This is a genomic window from Rickettsia endosymbiont of Ixodes scapularis (assembly GCF_000160735.1).
In the GTDB taxonomy this organism is placed as follows: Bacteria; Pseudomonadota; Alphaproteobacteria; order Rickettsiales; family Rickettsiaceae; genus Rickettsia; species Rickettsia tamurae.
In genome coordinates this window covers 778,174-795,428 of sequence record NZ_CM000770.1, presented here as the reverse complement: position 1 = coordinate 795,428, position 17,255 = coordinate 778,174, and the positions used below count along the sequence as shown (strand labels likewise).

Genomic DNA, 17,255 nt, shown 5'->3' with positions numbered 1-17,255 from the left:
AGTGGCTTCGATTACAGAACTTCATAAAAATATACAAGAAATTACAAAAGATTTACGAAAACATGATCCTCAAATACCTGATACCAGTAAAAAACCGTTAGCTTCTAGAGAAAATTTTGAAGATCTAATACATTCTAATTTAGGAAAACCTGTACGAAGTAAACCGCTTTCTTTTGATGAAGAGTTAAAGAAAAAAGTTCAAAGCAGACAAGTAAAGGATTCTTCCGAGCAGCAAACAAAGATTACAGAAGAAAAAATAGATAATCATGCAAAACGTATAGAAGAATTAAAGCAAAAACAGAAAGAACTAGAAGATAGGAAAAAGGGGCTTGAAGAAAAAAAGCTAATTCTAATATTACTAGAGAAGAAAGATGGAAAATCGTTGCAGAATTAGAAGCTATTAATAATCAATTTAAGGCTATAGAAAAAGAACATAATACTATTAATAGTGCTTGTGCTTCCGAAAAAAAGTTTGATAATAAAAATAAACACTTATAGCATAGGCAATTAAGATAGTGATATTAATAAAAGGATATGGTAAAGTAATTAGAAAATAGTTATGCCAAGTCCATATTCATATGATTTAAGAAAGGGAGTGATTCAATATATTGAGTCAGGGAAAAGAATAATAGAAGCAAGTCAAGTATTTAATATCAGCCGTAAAGTAATATATGATTGGAAGAAATTAAAGAAAGAAACAGGAGATGTTCAATTAAAAACTGGCTATCAAAAAGGGCATAGTCATAAAATAACAGATATGGAAGGATTTAAAAAATTTTTGGAATCTAATAAAGATAAAAGCAGTCGAGAGCTAGCCATCTTGTATCCTAGTAAAGTGTCAGCAAGAACTATAATAAACATGATTAGAAAAGTTGGTTACAGCTATAAAAAAACTTTTCTTCATCCCAAAAGAAATCATAAACTAAAGAACCCTCAGCTATAAGCTGAGGGGTTATAAAGTGGAATCGATTAGAAATCGATCATCATTCACAGGTTCACCTTCCTGTTCATCAATATAGTGCTGTATCATTTCATCAGTTATATTACCTGAACTGACCGCCATATAGCCCCTAGCCCACAAATGATTGCCCCAAAATTGTTTTCTTAAATGAGCAAATTCTTGCAATAAAATTCTTGAGCTACTACCTTTTAAATACTGTACTAACTTGCTAAGAGATATTTGTGATTTATATGAGATAAACATATGCACGTGATCACATGATATTTTCCCTGAAATTATATATACTTCATGTTCCATACAAATCTGCCTTAGTAAATCTCTAGCCCTTTCCGCTACTTTGCCTATCAATACTCTCTTCCTATATTTTGGTATCCATATAAGATGTACTTTTAAATCATACTGACTATGACTATTCTTTCTATAACTTCTCATGTTTCTTGATATAAATTCATTGCTAAAGCAATTTCATTATATCTTCCCTTCGCCTGAAGGCGAGGGATTTCTTATCCCCGAAGGGGGACATTAAAACAACTTACATGAGGCTAATATGAAGAATAAGAGTAAAGTATCAAATCCGACTATAGAAAAAGTAGTATCAGAAATACTATCACAAAGTGATCCATCTGAGATATTTGGCAAAGAAGGAATATTTCAGGAAATTAAAAAGCAGATAGTAAATAAGATTTTAGAAAAAGAAATGGAATCTCATATAGGTTATGAGAAGCATTCTAAGAATACCAAGGAGTCAGATAATAGACGTAATGGCAATTATGAAAAGACTCTAATAGATTCCGAGGGTCGTAAATTGATAGTAGAAGTGCCAAGGGATCGGGAAGGAGAATTTGAACCTCAACTAATTCCAAAAGGAGTAAGGAGATTTGAAGGATTTGATGATAAAGTAATATCTTTATATGCTAGGGGAATGACTATTCGAGAAATACAAGGGCACTTAGAAGAACTATATGCCACCAAAGTATCATCTGAGTTAATATCAAAGGTAACTGATGGCATTTTAGAGGAAGTTACTGCGTGGCAGAATAGAGCACTTGATAGTGTATATCCTATAATGTAGATTGTATTCATGTTAAGGCAAGAGACAATCATATAATAATAAATAAAGCAGTTTATCTAGATATTGGCGTGAATATAGAAGGCAAGAAGGAACTATTAGGTATTTGGATAGGCAAGAATGAAGGATCTAAATTTTGGATGCAAGTAGTAACAGAACTGAAGAATCGTGGTGTAGAACAAATATATGTTGCGTGTGTTGATGGTCTTAAAGGTTTTCCAGAAGCAATAAATAGCATTTTCCCAAAAACCACAGTACAACTGTGTATTGTTCATATGGTAAGAAACTCTGTAAAATACGTATCATATAAAGATTTAAAATTGGTAACAGCTGATTTAAAGGCAGTTTATTCTGCAATAAATGAAGCAGAGGGATTAAGAGAATTACAAAATTTTGCTAAAAAATGGGATGAAAAATATCCAGTTATTTTTGATATATGGCAGAGAAATTGGTCTGGAATAGCTCCGTTCTTTAGCTTTCCGGAAGACATTAGAAAGGCGATTTACACTACTAATGCTATTGAATCAACTAACCGTCAAATTCGTAAAATTATAAAAAATAAGGGGGTATTTCCAGATGATAAATCGATTCAGAAAATAATCTTTTTAGCATTGACAAATGCTTCTAAAAAATGGACAATGCCTATTAAGAATTGGGCCATGGCTTTAAATCAATTTGCTATACTTTGTGATACTAATTTACAAAATTGGGCAAATGGAGAAATCGTACTTACATAAAAAATCTGACAGACCCTTTGGATTTGATAAAAAAATATAATTTACGGATGCCTATAATTTCCGAAGTGGCTTCGTGTATACTCGTTTAATGTCCCCCTTCGGGGATAAGAAATCCCTCGCCTTCAGGCGAAGGGAAGATATAATGAAATTGCTTTAGCAATGAATTTATATCAAGAAACATGAGAAGTTATAGAAAGAATAGTCATAGTCAGTATGATTTAAAAGTACATCTTATATGGATACCAAAATATAGGAAGAGAGTATTGATAGGCAAAGTAGCGGAAAGGGCTAGAGATTTACTAAGGCAGATTTGTATGGAACATGAAGTATATATAATTTCAGGGAAAATATCATGTGATCACGTGCATATGTTTATCTCATATAAATCACAAATATCTCTTAGCAAGTTAGTACAGTATTTAAAAGGTAGTAGCTCAAGAATTTTATTGCAAGAATTTGCTCATTTAAGAAAACAATTTTGGGGCAATCATTTGTGGGCTAGGGGCTATATGGCGGTCAGTTCAGGTAATATAACTGATGAAATGATACAGCACTATATTGATGAACAGGAAGGTGAACCTGTGAATGATGATCGATTTCTAATCGATGGGTCTGTCAGATTTTTTATGTAAGTACGATTTCTCCATTTGCCCAATTTTGTAAATTAGTATCACAAAGTATAGCAAATTGATTTAAAGCCATGGCCCAATTCTTAATAGGCATTGTCCATTTTTTAGAAGCATTTGTCAATGCTAAAAAGATTATTTTCTGAATCGATTTATCATCTGGAAATACCCCCTTATTTTTTATAATTTTACGAATTTGACGGTTAGTTGATTCAATAGCATTAGTAGTGTAAATCGCCTTTCTAATGTCTTCCGGAAAGCTAAAGAACGGAGCTATTCCAGACCAATTTCTCTGCCATATATCAAAAATAACTGGATATTTTTCATCCCATTTTTTAGCAAAATTTTGTAATTCTCTTAATCCCTCTGCTTCATTTATTGCAGAATAAACTGCCTTTAAATCAGCTGTTACCAATTTTAAATCTTTATATGATACGTATTTTACAGAGTTTCTTACCATATGAACAATACACAGTTGTACTGTGGTTTTTGGGAAAATGCTATTTATTGCTTCTGGAAAACCTTTAAGACCATCAACACACGCAACATATATTTGTTCTACACCACGATTCTTCAGTTCTGTTACTACTTGCATCCAAAATTTAGATCCTTCATTCTTGCCTATCCAAATACCTAATAGTTCCTTCTTGCCTTCTATATTCACGCCAATATCTAGATAAACTGCTTTATTTATTATTATATGATTGTCTCTTGCCTTAACATGAATACAATCTACATTATAGGATATACACTATCAAGTGCTCTATTCTGCCACGCAGTAACTTCCTCTAAAATGCCATCAGTTACCTTAAAGATATTACTTTATCATCAAATCCTTCAAATCTCCTTACTCCTTTTGGAATTAGTTGAGGTTCAAATTCTCCTTCCCGATCCCTTGGCACTTCTACTATCAATTTACGACCCTCGGAATCTATTAGAGTCTTTTCATAATTGCCATTACGTCTATTATCTGACTCCTTGGTATTCTTAGAATGCTTCTCATAACCTATATGAGATTCCATTTCTTTTTCTAAAATCTTATTTACTATCTGCTTTTTAATTTCCTGAAATATTCCTTCTTTGCCAAATATCTCAGATGGATCACTTTGTGATAGTATTTCTGATACTACTTTTTCTATAGTCGGATTTGATACTTTACTCTTATTCTTCATATTAGCCTCATGTAAGTTGTTTTAATTAATTTTATTCTTAACTATTTTTATAACTTACACAAACTTTCTGACACCCCCTGGTATTTTTAAAAGATTTCAATTGTTTGATAGGGTATTATACCTTATAAAGAAAAATCCTATTATAATGCCCCTTTAAATCGCTAATTTAGTATTACGAGTTTTAGAGGTAAGCTGTGTATAAAAAACTTTTTTGTTATTTCAGAATTTTTTATAAATGATTTTTCAAACAGCAGAGTAAATTTTACAAGAAATATGTTTACTCTAAAGAACTAATAAAAGCTTCATCAAGACCTGTTACACTAGAAATTAAAGAAACATTACAACCTTGAGCTAACATTTTCTTTGCTACCTCTACTGCTTTATTATATTCCCCTTCAGCTTTTCCAATTTGGATACCTTCAGCTTTTCCAATTTGGATACCTTTAGCTTCACCAACTTGTAAGCCTTCAAGAATACCTATTTCTTTCCCTTCTTGTTGCCAATGTTGTGCTAAACTTCTCATAAGCCTTGTTCCTATTTCTGGATTTAACTTTGTTGATAATAAATTCTCTAGTTTTATTTTATCAGCTTGCTCTATCTTCGTCAATGTATAATATAATATCATTTCTAAATAATCATATCCTATAGTTATTTTGGTTAATTCCGGCAGTATATCTGATATTTCTTGCCATCTCTTTAATAACTCCCTMTCATGTATATGCTTGAGAAAAAATTCTAATATCCCTGACCATATCCTTTGTTTAAACTCTTCATCAGGAATTTCATGGACATTCACTAACTGGTAATCATTAATCCATAATTCTTTTGCTAATTTGTTATTGGCAAATAAATCCCACAAATTCCTTGAAACATTGTATTTCGCCTGACTATTGTAAAATATCATTGGGTATACCAATGGTAAAGTCTTAGCTTTAGGATTTTGTATTAAATATCGCTCACAAATATTAATCATATATTTAAATAGCCTAAAAGCCATAAAATGATCTGCTTTTGATTGATGCTCGACAAGCAAAAATAAATATCCATCTTGTTTATCAAATTTGCATGAGAATAAAACATCAGAGATAGAATCTTTTAAAGAGCTTTCTACAAAAGTGGTGTTTTCCATTGCTAAACTAGGAAAATCTATTAAACTTTTAATATTTGGGGGCAAATGTGCATTAAAGAACTCATGGGCGACTAGAGGATTCTCGAGTGCCTTACGAAATATCTTATCATGCTTAGCTTTCTTCGTGCCTTTATCTGGATCACCAAGCAGGTTTCCTTGTTCACTCATATATTTACATTTTTTAAACTTGATAAATATTATTACACTATACTCTAAACTCTTATTCCTTGACTAAGCTTTACCTCAGATACTTGCTTTACTGCACTTTTTATTTCTTTAGCTATTTCTGAGCTTGGACTTATATACTGCATTACTTGTTTATCCCTTCCTATAGTATTTAAGTAATCTTCAGGAACGAGATGACTTTTGCCTTGAAAATCATGTACTACTATATCACAAAATCTTTTATCACCAAGATTATAATTAGGATCAAATTTATTCTGCATAATTTGTAAATCTTTCTTTATCTTCTGCTCTATTGCTGCTATGCAAATCTTGTTACTGTAGAGCATACAAGAATCTATACCTTTTTCTCTGTAGATTTGTATTGCGGTATTGATATTTTCTTCTGTGCCAAACTTTGCTAGAGCTGTTATTTGCTGTTGCTGCAAATTATTTAGTTCGTTATTATCGTTATTTGCAAATTTTGAAAATAGTAATTCTATAGACTGAAATTGTGATTTTCTATTATCATTTGTTTTCAATGATGATTTAAGTTCTATTGCATTGCTAGCTGCTGTTAATTTTATTATTTCAGGCTCTATAAGCTTGTCTATAGATTCTACCCCTTGGGATTTTAACATATCGTTAAAATCGCCTTTTTCTGGTGGTCGTATTATTGCTACCGTCGCTCCTTGCCTAATTAATTCTTCCTGAGCCTTAATTACAGTATTAACTGATACTGCGTCTTTGCCATCATTATCGGCAGCAATTATTATTCTTTCTCCTTTGATAGGCTCATAGTTCCTAATGTTACTTACACCTAAACTACAAAGAATTTTGCCCTTAATACCAGCTTCTGCAATGCTTAAAGCTGTCTCTACCCCTTCTGCTATAATCGTTATATTACTAACTGAATTATTGCCATCTTTACTGCTTTGTACGTTCTGCTGTTCGTTATTTTTATTAATCTCAACAAAAGAACCTCTGATTCTACCAAATGAACGTTTATTAACCTCAATATTAGCTTTATTATTTGTGTCTTTGTTTAAATAAATTGATTGTCCACCAGTAATATTACCATCTTTATTTCTAGCAAAAGCAATTAATGCAGGATAATATTGTTTGCTATTACTATCCCACATCATATTGGTTCTAAGATCGTTACTTAATTGATATCCTGTTAATATTTTTTCAATTCCACGATGTTCTGATAAATATCTTGTTGCTACATTATTAGGCATAGAATATTTTATAGAATCTGATTTTTCATATAATATTTCTGCCCTCTTAATTTTTGCCATTTCAGATTCTTGCTCTGTTTGAGTCTTAATTTGCCGCTTTTTGTTTGTTGATAAATTTACTGCTAGAGCTTCATCTACTTTGGTTGATATACTAACCATATCTTGTAAATATTTCTTAGCTTCTACAAAATCACAATTTTTTTCTCGTTGTACTAAAGTAAATAAATCTCCTCCCTCTTCTTTACTAAAATCATACCATATGCCAACTTTACTGCCATTTATCTTCATCGCTATCTTACCATCTTTCTCCCAGCGGAGTAACTGGCTATTTGATAAATGCTTATTTGGACTACCTAGTAAATTTCTTCCTATTTCTTCTGCTTTAAATGATAATCTTTGCTTTAATTCTACTGCTTCTTGTTTATTAATAGCATTATAATCTATTTTTTTCTTTGCCATAATATCCTCTTGTAACTTGATACTTATTGTTGTATCCTGTTTATTACAATTCTTGAGGTTATAAGAAGAGCGTGTCCGCTCTTCTTGGACTTTATGGCTTGTGGCAAGATTTGTGCTAGTACTTCCTAGGATCTCTGCTACTTTAGCAGGTGGCTCTAACTTCACTCTTAAGTGGTAATAGTTATCATTACTATGTAATCTATCCTTAATATCTTCTACTACCCCTTTAAACCAATTACCTACTTTATCTATAATATTAGGACTCTTATTTTCTTGATCTTGAATCGCTACTAATTCTTCTAAAGTTTTAAAATTAATGCTAGATAGCCTATTATCTATTTTGTTAAGTTGTGGTCCAAGCTCAGAAATAGGTAAAGAAATAAGAAGTGCGGTAAAGCAAGTATCTGAGATCAAGCTAAATCAAGGAATAAGAGTTTAGAGTGTAGTGTAATAATATTTTATCAAGTTAAAAAATATAAATATATGAGTGAACAAGGAAACCTGCTGGGTGATCCAGATAAGGATAAGAAGAAAGCTAAGCATGATAAGATATTTCGTAAGGCACTAGAGAATCCTCTAGTTGCCCATGAATTCTTTAATGCACATTTGCCCCCAAATATTAAAAGTTTAATAGATTTTCCTAGTTTAGCAATGGAAAATACCACTTTTGTAGAAAGCTCTTTAAAAGATTCTATCTCTGATGTTTTATTCTCATGCAAATTTGATAAACAAGACGGATACTTATTTTTGCTTGTCGAGCATCAATCAAAAGCAGATCATTTTATGGCTTTTAGGTTATTTAAATATATGATTAATATTTGTGAGCGATATTTAATACAAAATCCTAAAGCTAAGACTTTACCATTAATATACCCGATGATATTTTTCAATGGTCAGGAAAAATATAATGTTGCAAGGAATTTGTGGGATTTATTTACTAATAACAAATTAGCAAAAGAATTATGGATTAATGATTACCAGTTAGTGAACGTCCATGAAATTCCTGATGAAGAGTTTAAACAAAGGATATGGTCAGGGATATTAGAATTTTTTCTCAAACATATACATGAGAGAGAGTTGTTAAAAAGATGGCAAGAAATATCAGATATATTACCGGAATTAACCAAAATAACGATAGGTTATGATTATCTAGAAATGATATTATATTATACATTGACGAAGATAGAGCAAGCTGATAAAATAAAGCTAAAGAATTTATTATCAACAAAGTTAAATCCGGAAATAGGGACAAGGCTTATGAGAAGTTTAGCACAGCATTGGCAACAAGAAGGAAAAGAATTAGGCATTCTTGAAGGCTTACAAGTTGGTAAAGCTCAAGGTATCCAGATTGGTGAAGCTAAAGGTATCCAGATTGGAAAAGCTGAAGGAAAAGCTGAAGGGGAATATAATAAAGCAGTAGAGGTAGCAAAGAAGATGTTATCCCAAGGTTGTAATATTGCTTTAATTTCTAGTGTAACCGGTCTTGATGAAGCTTTTATTAGTTCTTTAGAGTAAACATATTTCTTGTAAAATTTACTCTGCTGTTTGAAAAATCATTTATAAAAATTCTGAAATAACAGAAAAGTTTTTTATACGCAGCTTACCTCTAAAACTTGTAATACTAAATTAGCGATTTAAAGGGGCATTATAATAGGATTTTTCTTTATAAGGTATCCCCCCCTATCAAGCAATTGAAATCTTTTAAAAATGCCATTAAAATGGTTTAATATTTTTAGATTTAAATCAAGTTTGTAAATTCATTGGCAATTTAGTAATTGGGAAATTACCCGCAAGTTTTACATAACAGGTAAGATCTGGTAGATTCATAATTTCAGAAGGCATTACTAATAATTTTCTTTTCTCTAAGCTATGCATATTTACTCCATCACGCATGGAGTTAGCACCATAAGAGAGATTCTCTTGAGTTTCAATAATTTCTTGCTCACCAAGCATTAAAGCTGATTTATGTGCTGTTTGCCAGTCACTTACCCGAAAAATAAATTTACTGCCAAATAGATCAAGCATTGAAGCTGCTCCTGCATGACCATATATCTCCTCTAATTGATGAATATTCTGCATGCCTGCAACAACGCAGCCACCATATTTCCGGCTTTCAGCTAAAGCTATAGGGAGTGAAGATATCTTTTGTAAAGCTGGCAGCTCATCAATCACAAACCACATATTACTATGAACATTATTGATATTCCTATTCATTAATGCTTTTATCGCTATGCTAATCCATGCAGCAATAAGTGGTCGAAGCATTACTCTCTGATTAGGAGTACTAGTTATAAATAACCAACCTTTGTCCGCAGTAAACCACTTTCTAATACTAAAACTACCATCAGGCTTTAAATGTTGCAGAGCTTCAATATTTTTACTAACAGTTGCTTGAATACCTGAAGATGTCTCAGGGGCACTACTGCTAATTATACCGGCTACTGCACTATTTTTAAAGATCCTAACAAATTCCTTATTATTTGCATAAAGAATAGTATTTATTAGCTTTTTGATGTCTTTACTATCCTGGTATAATCTTAATCCTTCAGCTAATACTAACTCAGCACTTTTAGCAAAAAAATCATCTAATTTTGGATTATAATTACTAAAGTTACTTGCCATATCATTATAATCCCAAATTTCATGACAATCATTCCATGGTAGCCATGCTGAACTATTCTCTTGCAAAGGATTAAGTATCTTATCACATTTTGGATCAAAAAATCTATCAGTAAAGCTACCTGTTAAATCAACAATAATTGCTCTACCACGCTCTTTTCTAATCTGAGGTAATAGCTCATTTAACATGTTAGTTTTACCACTACCCGTAGTGCCGGTAATAAGAATATGTCTCCTTTCACTATTTTTAACTAATGGCAATCCAGAAAAGCAAATATTAGCAGCTTGTTTATTTTTATAAAGCATTTTTGCTAAAATACCTGCTTCTACAAAATCTGCTCCCCTGACCTTATCTTGGATAACAGCTTTTTTACCTCGATACATAAAAAAGATGATAGCAGTAAACATACCCACAGTAAAAGTAATAATACCTTCTTGCCAAGCTGAATGCAATAAAAATTGCCTAAATTGATTGATATTATGCGAATGCGGTGTAACATGCCAAAATTTATGCACAAATTCTTCAGCATTACGGTAAACCCAAGCTTTTTGCTCTAAATAATAGAATTTAATACCTATTTGATCTATAGGATAAAAATGTACTCCTAGAGCAAGTTTTAATTGTGTGTATCGCTCTATGATAAAATAATATAGGCTTATTAAAGATAATTGCTGAGATATTCGTAATATCAGCCAAATTACAGAAAATATTAATCCAGCTATTATAGCATTAATACTGCCTTGCCCAAGCATTCTCATCTGATGAGCAAAAATTTGTGAACCACGAGTAAAATTATTTTGATTTTGGTAGCTCATAAATAAATTATTTGTGTTTTAGGTTTACACTCATGAGATCCATATTACATAACTTCAAGTTTATAAATTATTTTTGAGTATTTGTAATTTTTCTTCCAAATAATCGGCCATACTACTATTACCTAGTTTTCTTAAACCTTTAATTATTTTTTCATATTCCTCTATAAGATTAGGCCTATATTTAAGAGCCAAGTTAAAGTTCTTTGTAGCTTCTTTGTGTTTACCTAAATTAACTAAAACAATGCCTTTTTCTAAGTAACTTTCAGAATAATCCGATTGATACTTAATTGCTAAATCATAGTTTTTAATTGCTTCTTCATATTGGCCTAATTTTCTAAAAGATGCACCTTTATTACAATATGCTGCCGCATGATTTAATTTATGATTAATCGCTAAATCATAATTTTTAATAGCTTCTTCATACTTACCTAACATACTTAATGTATAGCCTTTCAAATTATATGTTGCTTCATCATCAAGCTTATATTTGATAGCCAAGTCAAAACTTTTAATTGCTTCTTGATATTTCCCTAAATGCATTAAAGACGTAGCTTTATTATAATAAGCGTTTGCATAATCAGGTTTATATTTAATGGCTAGATTACAGTTTTCTATTGCTTCCTGATACTGTCCTAAGTTTATTAAAGATATACCTTTATTGTAATATGCTTCTGGATATTTTAGATTGTAGTTTAGAGCTAGATCAACATTATTAATTGCTTCTTGATATTTACCTAAGCTATTTAATACATCTCCTTTATTGTTATATACTGCTGCAAAATTTGGTTTGTATTTTATAGCTATGTTATATAATGCAATCGCTTCTTGGTATTTTCCTAATTTTTTATATGATACTCCTTTATTATTATAGGCCTCTGCAAAATCAAACTCATATTTAATAGCTAAATCATAATTCTTTATCGCCTCTTCATATTTACCTAATTTTGCCAAAATCATTCCTTGATAATTATAAGCATCTGCGTAGTGAGGTTTATATTGAATTGCTAGATTAAAATTTTTTACTGCTTCCTTATATTTACCTAATTTATAAAATGCTCTACCAATATTGAAATATTCTTCTGCTAAGATATTTTGATCCTGAATGTGGTTTTGTTGATCTATTTGTTGTTTTGTATCAACAGGATTAGTAGAGTTTTGTGCAAAAACACTATTAAAAAATATTAATGGCAAAATAGCTATGATAGCCAATTTCTTGATATTTCGCATAAATTTATCCTCAATTATTTTTATTTTTGTAATCCAGTAATTTTATGTTTCTTTTCTTTATTGCCTTATCACTAATGCCAATATTATATGCTATTTGCTGGCCAGTTCTGACAATCGTTGATTCAGGAGTTTTATTAAATTCATCTTGAATTTTCATCTTCTTATCTTTTACTTTATCAGATAACTGCTCAAGAAGCTTTACTTTTTCTAATTCATTATTATCTACACTTTGAATAAGCATTTGTTCTATACTTGTATCATAAATATCATTTTTTCTGTTATCAATACTACTAATAGCAGCTTGATCATTTAACTGCTTGATATTTTTATCAAAATTTGATCGTATATTTTCTTTAGTTGGAATATGGAGGCTACTTGTAGAGCTTAAGTTTTGCGGTATAGTGTTATTAATTTTAGCTATATCTAAAGCTATTTGTTCTGCTTCCTGCCTGTGAGTATTGGCCCAGGTAGCAGCTTGCTCTTTACTGTTTACTCCAGGAATATTTTTTGCAATTATGCTATTTAATACCGGTTCGTTTAAATTCCGATCAATAGAAGCAGAGTTTTGTGATATATAATTCATATTATAGTTTAACTGCTCGATATTTTGTTTAGTTTGTGTTATTTCTTGCCCTACGGATTGTTGTTCAGAGAAATTACTATTTAAATTATTGCTAAGTGAATGCAGATCACTATTTGTGTGACCTAATCTGCCATCTTTAGTAGCACTTTTAATTTTAGATAATGCTTCGTTATATGATTGCTGTTGATTTACTGATTTTCCTCGTTCTTTTCCTTGCTCATTACTTGATCCAACTTTAGTCATTGCGTGACCAACCATAGTATTTACACCAATACCCCCTTCAGCACTAGTACTAGTTCCTTTTCTATTATTGCTACTGGTATGATCAGTAGCAGCGATGCTATCTGAATTCATCTGTTGCAATGCTAGATACTGGTTATCAGTAATACCTATGGACTTTGCCTCTTCGTAGCTTAATCTTTTGCCTATTTCAGTTGCTATAGAATTTCCTGTAGTAGTTAAATCACTATATCTATCATTTAATGAGTCAAGATAACTTTGTGAGCTCATAAACTGAGATTGATAACTATCTTGCAATAATTTAGAGGAGCGGTAATTGTTAACTAAGGAGTCCACTGCTTGAGTCAGTACCTGCCTGCCGCTATCTGTGCTAGTCACTCTCATTCCTCCATCATCAATAATCCCTCCTGCCAATTGCAGCGTTGGGGTAAGATTTTGCTGAGCAATTGTTCTATTACCAATGCTATAATTATCCATAGAGAGATTATTATCAGCAATATTAGCACCAATATTACTTGCAACCGGTACTGGAGAAAATTGATTAGCTAATGTTGTTGTTGCATGAGCACAAGCCTTTAATACTGCCCAGGATAACATCGGAACTGAAGCTGCTAGCATCTGAAATGTTGCAAATTCATGCAACAGAATTTCTGAAAAACTCCCCTGTGATAAGATATTTAAACCAGTAAATTGACTAGTACCTGATTTACTAGCTAGGCTAATCATGCCTAAACAATGAATTACAGTAAAAAACACTGGCCAGCTGGTTACCCAGATAATCAAGGTTATCCAGGTCTTAAAGATAGTATAACCACCGGGCAACATCGACATTGGAAATACTACAAAAATAAGACAAATTACTAAAGCAAAAAATACTGATTGTAAGATAGGCATTATATTTGCTGCCATTTCTCCTGCAACCAGGTAAGAAAATGATTGCTGAAATAATCCACGAGTCGCATTCATACTAACTAACTGAGGATATATTCTAGAAAGTGAGAATTTTTCTCTTAAATCATCATAAGCTTCACGATAGCTATTTAATAGCATTGCTTGCCTCATCCACTGGTGAATATCTGTTTGCTCTTTTTTAAGATATTTTAAAGTATCAGATGTTATAGCTTTTAATCTACTTGCTAATAGCTCTTGCCTATCAGAACTAATACCTATACCATTTGCAAATTGAGTCAACAAGCCTTCGTTTAATTCTTTATTAAAAGCTGCCTTAATTAAAGGAGTGACCTGCCTGCAGGTTTTAAACGAAATAGCAGAATTACTTGGATCCTTATAATAAATACCAAAATTATTGGGCATATTTTGCTCGATAAAAGCAATGATGTCACTTGCTCTTTGTGCTTCTGCTTTTTTACCTAAAATATTACCAATTATATAAGGTTTCATAAAACATTGTCTTAAAAATTCTTTTGTATTGGTCAAAGTTACCGGATCCTCTATTTGAATGTCCTTGATTTTACCAATAGCTTTTGCTCCAAACATAATCCCATTCTTCCTGCTTGATAACCCTTCATCAGGAGGTAACAAGTGTTTTTCCAGCATTTCTGAGACTAAATAACTTATTTTAGATGATACTGAAGCAAATAAAGCGATGCCTATTGGAATATTATCAATTTTCACAGGAGCCTGCATTGATATTTCATCTTTAAGCCACACATTTGCTTTTGGAGCAAATAAAAAGATAAAAATAAATAAGGATGGAAAAAACCATTCCATAGCAAAAATACCAATATTACCTCTAAAAATAGCACGAGTTGCTGCCCAAATTCCACCAATTGTCAAAGCAAATTTACCTACCGGTGTAAAATACTCACTATTTGAGGCAAAGACTCTTCCTATGCCATTAAAAACTTGCCATAATATATCTCCTCCACCAAATGTATGTATTACGTAATCTGTCATATTCTTTTTATATTTTATCTTCTTTGCTTATTTTTGTACCTGCTTATCTGCTTGCTCATCTAATTTTAATTTTTAAGCCCTCTCTTTAGCGATCAAATGTTGCTCTATTAATCTTGCTCTTCTATCAATCTGATCACTACTGGTTAGCATATTACTCCATTTCTCCTGAGCAAAAAGTTGTACTCGATCTAAAGCTTTTAAGTAGGCAGTTAAATGATGATCTGCTACTTGCTTGGATTTTAGCATAGTTACTGCTTTTCTTACCTCTGAGGTTACTTCCTTTAAATGCTGCAGTAAACTATAACTAGCAACTAATTCTGAAGAGCTATCTAAAATAGTCACCCCAGATATTGCTTCTAAAGTAATATAGTCATATATTGGAAATGCCTCCCCTATTGAGGATAGGAAAGTAATATCGGCATTACTAAACTCGTTATTACTTGTAAGTTTGCTCTTTAATTCATCTAGTTTTGTTTTAGCCTTGCCTTGATATGATTGATCTAGAGCAATAGTAATATTACGTCTTAGAGCTGGGTTTAAACAATTACTATTATCACAAGTATAAATTGAGGCAGATTCTCCGCCTTTTAAATGAGTAATCCAGCTCTTTTCATCTTGAGCAAGTGACGCAAGAAAATATACATTATTATCTCGAACTATTATAGTTCCTGTCATTGACATAATGGCACTTCTCATATTTTCAGGAATCCCTGCTTTTTCTGCTGCTTTAGTAAAGATATTATAATCAGTAAGCATTAATTCTGGATCTTGATTTTGGACATTCGTTAAAGCTTGTTTCTGCTCTAAATCACTACGACATTTTTTGCCGGCAGCAAAATAATCCAAACCAGAGCTGGATTGTAAATCTTTGCAAACTGATTCTCTCATTGCTGAATCTTTAGGCAAAATGGAAGCAAAAAGAGCCTTAGTCATTTCACAATCTCCCTTAGCAAATTGATTCATTTCCATAGCAAGATTTCGTAAATCTTTTAAGGCATTTTCTATTTGTGGAGCGAATGTTTTAAGACCCAATGAAAATGCATAAGCTTTTGCTTGCGTACCAATATTTTTCATCAGCTGTACTAGCTCGTCTCCTGAGATAATCGAAAAACTACCAAGATAAGCGTCTATACCGCTACAGCTCATGTTTAAAGATGGCGGAGTAATAGAAATAGGATTAAAAGATGTTTTACCTGTCCGCATTGATAGTCCTCCTGCCGCATAATAGCCAGCTGCTTGAGTCTGATACGCACCAGGTTTAGTGACATTAACGCTCATGCCTTGAAATACATCCTGTAAATCCCAAGCATAAGCTGTTGTTGTTTGTAACAATAAAATTATCATGAGAATATGCATCACATGCTTTATGTAGATTACTCTTCTAAACTTATTGTTACTGATCATAATCATTAACCTTTAGTCTATTATAGTGCTGAATTACCAATAAAATATTTTCAGCAATTTTATCTTCACTAATAATTCCTCTTGCAACTGGATATATTTGTATGCCGCTGCTATCGACTAAATATAATACCGGTACAAGCTTTGCAGGATTTAGTGTTTGTAACAAACCAGTATCTTTAATGGTTGGCATCCCTTGAAATCTAGTTTCACTATTACTTACAAAAATTAATTGAAAGCCATATTTATCTGCAAATTCTCTTACAATAGGGGTAAATGCCTGGCAGTAATTACATTCTTGATTTACTTGCATAATTAATCCCCAATTCTTAGCTAAAAATCTTAGTTTTTGGCTGCTGTCTTTATCTTGTCTTATCTCGTATAATTTTTTATGCAATGAATTTGCAGGTATATTCTCGTTTGTAAGACTATAATCAAGTAAGGTAGCAAGCTGCCACATAGTAGCAAATTTATGTGATTTTTCTAAAATTTGTTTATGTAACCTTTGAGCAATAATAACATTGGTAAGTGTTGGATTATCAAGGGCTCTGCGTTGAGCCTTAGAAAATTCCTGCTTTAATTTATTTATTCTTTGATCATAAGGTGTTTCAGTAAAATCCTGTTTTGTAACTACTGAATCTAGCTTTATTACTTCTCTTGTTTGAAACAAATCTTCATTATACCAAAGGAAACCTGTTGGTTGAGTGCTATCTTTTAGTTCATTGTTGCTGGCTAAATCTAATCCTATCATTTTATTTATACTATTAGCATTTAAGTCCATAGTACCAGCAAATGCATGATTTGACCAATCATTGATTAGTAACAATAAAATAATTACTAGTGATGTAATGGCTAGTGATGATTTAGTTATTGTGTTTACTAGCCACTTCATCATT

The 17,255-nt window shown here is 31.8% G+C and carries 13 protein-coding genes and 2 pseudogenes; 5 read left to right on the top strand and 10 right to left on the bottom strand.

The genetic code is table 11. The features are described 5' to 3' along the window. Position 1: 1 nt before the first annotated feature. Both REIS_RS04055 and REIS_RS04050 read left to right on the top strand, forming a co-directional pair. Entirely contained in the window at positions 2-394 is a 393-nt protein-coding gene (locus REIS_RS04055; RefSeq protein WP_233466267.1) for a hypothetical protein, read from the top strand. 165 nt (positions 395-559) lie between these two features. Then, the gene (locus REIS_RS04050; RefSeq protein ID WP_008579989.1) at positions 560-943 is read left to right on the top strand and encodes a helix-turn-helix domain-containing protein; all 384 of its coding nucleotides are present in this window, start codon (positions 560-562) and stop codon (positions 941-943) included. 9 nt (positions 944-952) lie between these two features. Here REIS_RS04050 and tnpA (REIS_RS04045) read toward each other — a convergent pair whose 3' ends face one another. Then, positions 953-1,393 (bottom strand): IS200/IS605 family transposase, encoded by a 441-nt coding sequence (gene tnpA, locus REIS_RS04045; RefSeq protein WP_008579210.1) that lies wholly within the window; start codon positions 1,391-1,393, stop codon positions 953-955. Positions 1,394-1,508: 115 nt separating this feature from the next. Here tnpA (REIS_RS04045) and REIS_RS11025 point away from each other — a divergent pair. Beyond that, positions 1,509-2,767: pseudogene (locus REIS_RS11025) on the top strand (IS256 family transposase). 179 nt (positions 2,768-2,946) lie between these two features. Continuing rightward, positions 2,947-3,399, top strand: a complete 453-nt coding sequence (gene tnpA / locus REIS_RS04030) for an IS200/IS605 family transposase (RefSeq protein WP_008579840.1) — start codon at positions 2,947-2,949, stop codon at positions 3,397-3,399. On the opposite strand, the gene REIS_RS17755 is transcribed toward tnpA (REIS_RS04030), so the two are convergent. The 4 genes and pseudogenes from REIS_RS17755 to REIS_RS04010 form a co-directional block, all read right to left on the bottom strand. After that, a complete protein-coding gene (locus REIS_RS17755) occupies positions 3,392-4,120 on the bottom strand; it encodes an IS256 family transposase (protein WP_410525717.1) in 729 nt (242 codons plus the stop codon). The two genes, tnpA (REIS_RS04030) and REIS_RS17755, sit on opposite strands and share 8 nt — an antisense overlap. Positions 4,121-4,196: 76 nt before the next feature. Continuing rightward, entirely contained in the window at positions 4,197-4,565 is a 369-nt protein-coding gene (locus REIS_RS17750; protein ID WP_008579988.1) for a transposase, read from the bottom strand. Between the two features lie 277 nt (positions 4,566-4,842). After that, positions 4,843-5,862, bottom strand: coding sequence for an Rpn family recombination-promoting nuclease/putative transposase (locus tag REIS_RS04015; RefSeq protein WP_008579987.1), 1,020 nt, complete (start codon positions 5,860-5,862; stop codon positions 4,843-4,845). Between the two features lie 44 nt (positions 5,863-5,906). Beyond that, positions 5,907-7,916 (bottom strand): annotated as a pseudogene (locus REIS_RS04010) (toprim domain-containing protein); the annotation flags it as partial. A 123-nt stretch (positions 7,917-8,039) separates the two neighbouring features. On the opposite strand from REIS_RS04010, the gene REIS_RS04005 reads away from it, so the two are divergent. After that, positions 8,040-9,071: an Rpn family recombination-promoting nuclease/putative transposase gene (locus REIS_RS04005; protein WP_008579985.1), complete on the top strand. Its 1,032-nt coding sequence runs from the start codon at positions 8,040-8,042 to the stop codon at positions 9,069-9,071. A 228-nt stretch (positions 9,072-9,299) separates the two neighbouring features. Here REIS_RS04005 and REIS_RS04000 read toward each other — a convergent pair whose 3' ends face one another. The 5 genes from REIS_RS04000 to REIS_RS03980 all read right to left on the bottom strand — a co-directional run bounded on the left by REIS_RS04000 (position 9,300) and on the right by REIS_RS03980 (position 17,254). Beyond that, positions 9,300-10,991 carry a type IV secretion system DNA-binding domain-containing protein gene (locus REIS_RS04000; protein WP_008579983.1) on the bottom strand — a complete coding sequence of 564 codons (1,692 nt, stop codon included), beginning with the start codon at positions 10,989-10,991 and terminating at the stop codon, positions 9,300-9,302. A 60-nt stretch (positions 10,992-11,051) separates the two neighbouring features. Next, on the bottom strand, positions 11,052-12,218 hold the full coding sequence (locus REIS_RS03995) for a tetratricopeptide repeat protein (RefSeq protein ID WP_008579982.1): 1,167 nt from the start codon (positions 12,216-12,218) through the stop codon (positions 11,052-11,054). Positions 12,219-12,228: 10 nt separating this feature from the next. Continuing rightward, positions 12,229-14,958 (bottom strand): conjugal transfer protein TraG N-terminal domain-containing protein, encoded by a 2,730-nt coding sequence (locus tag REIS_RS03990; RefSeq protein WP_008579981.1) that lies wholly within the window; start codon positions 14,956-14,958, stop codon positions 12,229-12,231. A 72-nt stretch (positions 14,959-15,030) separates the two neighbouring features. Beyond that, positions 15,031-16,362, bottom strand: a complete 1,332-nt coding sequence (locus REIS_RS03985; RefSeq protein WP_008579980.1) for a conjugal transfer protein TraH — start codon at positions 16,360-16,362, stop codon at positions 15,031-15,033. After that, positions 16,352-17,254, bottom strand: coding sequence for a conjugal transfer protein TraF (locus tag REIS_RS03980; RefSeq protein WP_008579979.1), 903 nt, complete (start codon positions 17,252-17,254; stop codon positions 16,352-16,354). The genes REIS_RS03985 and REIS_RS03980 overlap by 11 nt, the downstream gene beginning before the upstream one ends. Position 17,255: the final 1 nt, after the last annotated feature.

Coding starts and splice junctions, on each gene's coding strand:
- REIS_RS03980 (WP_008579979.1), bottom strand. CDS start 17,254: ATGATGAAGTGGCTAGTAAACACAATAACTAAATCATCACTAGCCATT.
- tnpA (WP_008579210.1), bottom strand. CDS start 1,393: ATGAGAAGTTATAGAAAGAATAGTCATAGTCAGTATGATTTAAAAGTA.
- REIS_RS17750 (WP_008579988.1), bottom strand. CDS start 4,565: ATGAAGAATAAGAGTAAAGTATCAAATCCGACTATAGAAAAAGTAGTA.
- REIS_RS04000 (WP_008579983.1), bottom strand. CDS start 10,991: ATGAGCTACCAAAATCAAAATAATTTTACTCGTGGTTCACAAATTTTT.
- REIS_RS03995 (WP_008579982.1), bottom strand. CDS start 12,218: ATGCGAAATATCAAGAAATTGGCTATCATAGCTATTTTGCCATTAATA.
- REIS_RS04050 (WP_008579989.1), top strand. CDS start 560: ATGCCAAGTCCATATTCATATGATTTAAGAAAGGGAGTGATTCAATAT.
- REIS_RS03990 (WP_008579981.1), bottom strand. CDS start 14,958: ATGACAGATTACGTAATACATACATTTGGTGGAGGAGATATATTATGG.
- REIS_RS04005 (WP_008579985.1), top strand. CDS start 8,040: ATGAGTGAACAAGGAAACCTGCTGGGTGATCCAGATAAGGATAAGAAG.
- tnpA (WP_008579840.1), top strand. CDS start 2,947: ATGAGAAGTTATAGAAAGAATAGTCATAGTCAGTATGATTTAAAAGTA.
- REIS_RS03985 (WP_008579980.1), bottom strand. CDS start 16,362: ATGATCAGTAACAATAAGTTTAGAAGAGTAATCTACATAAAGCATGTG.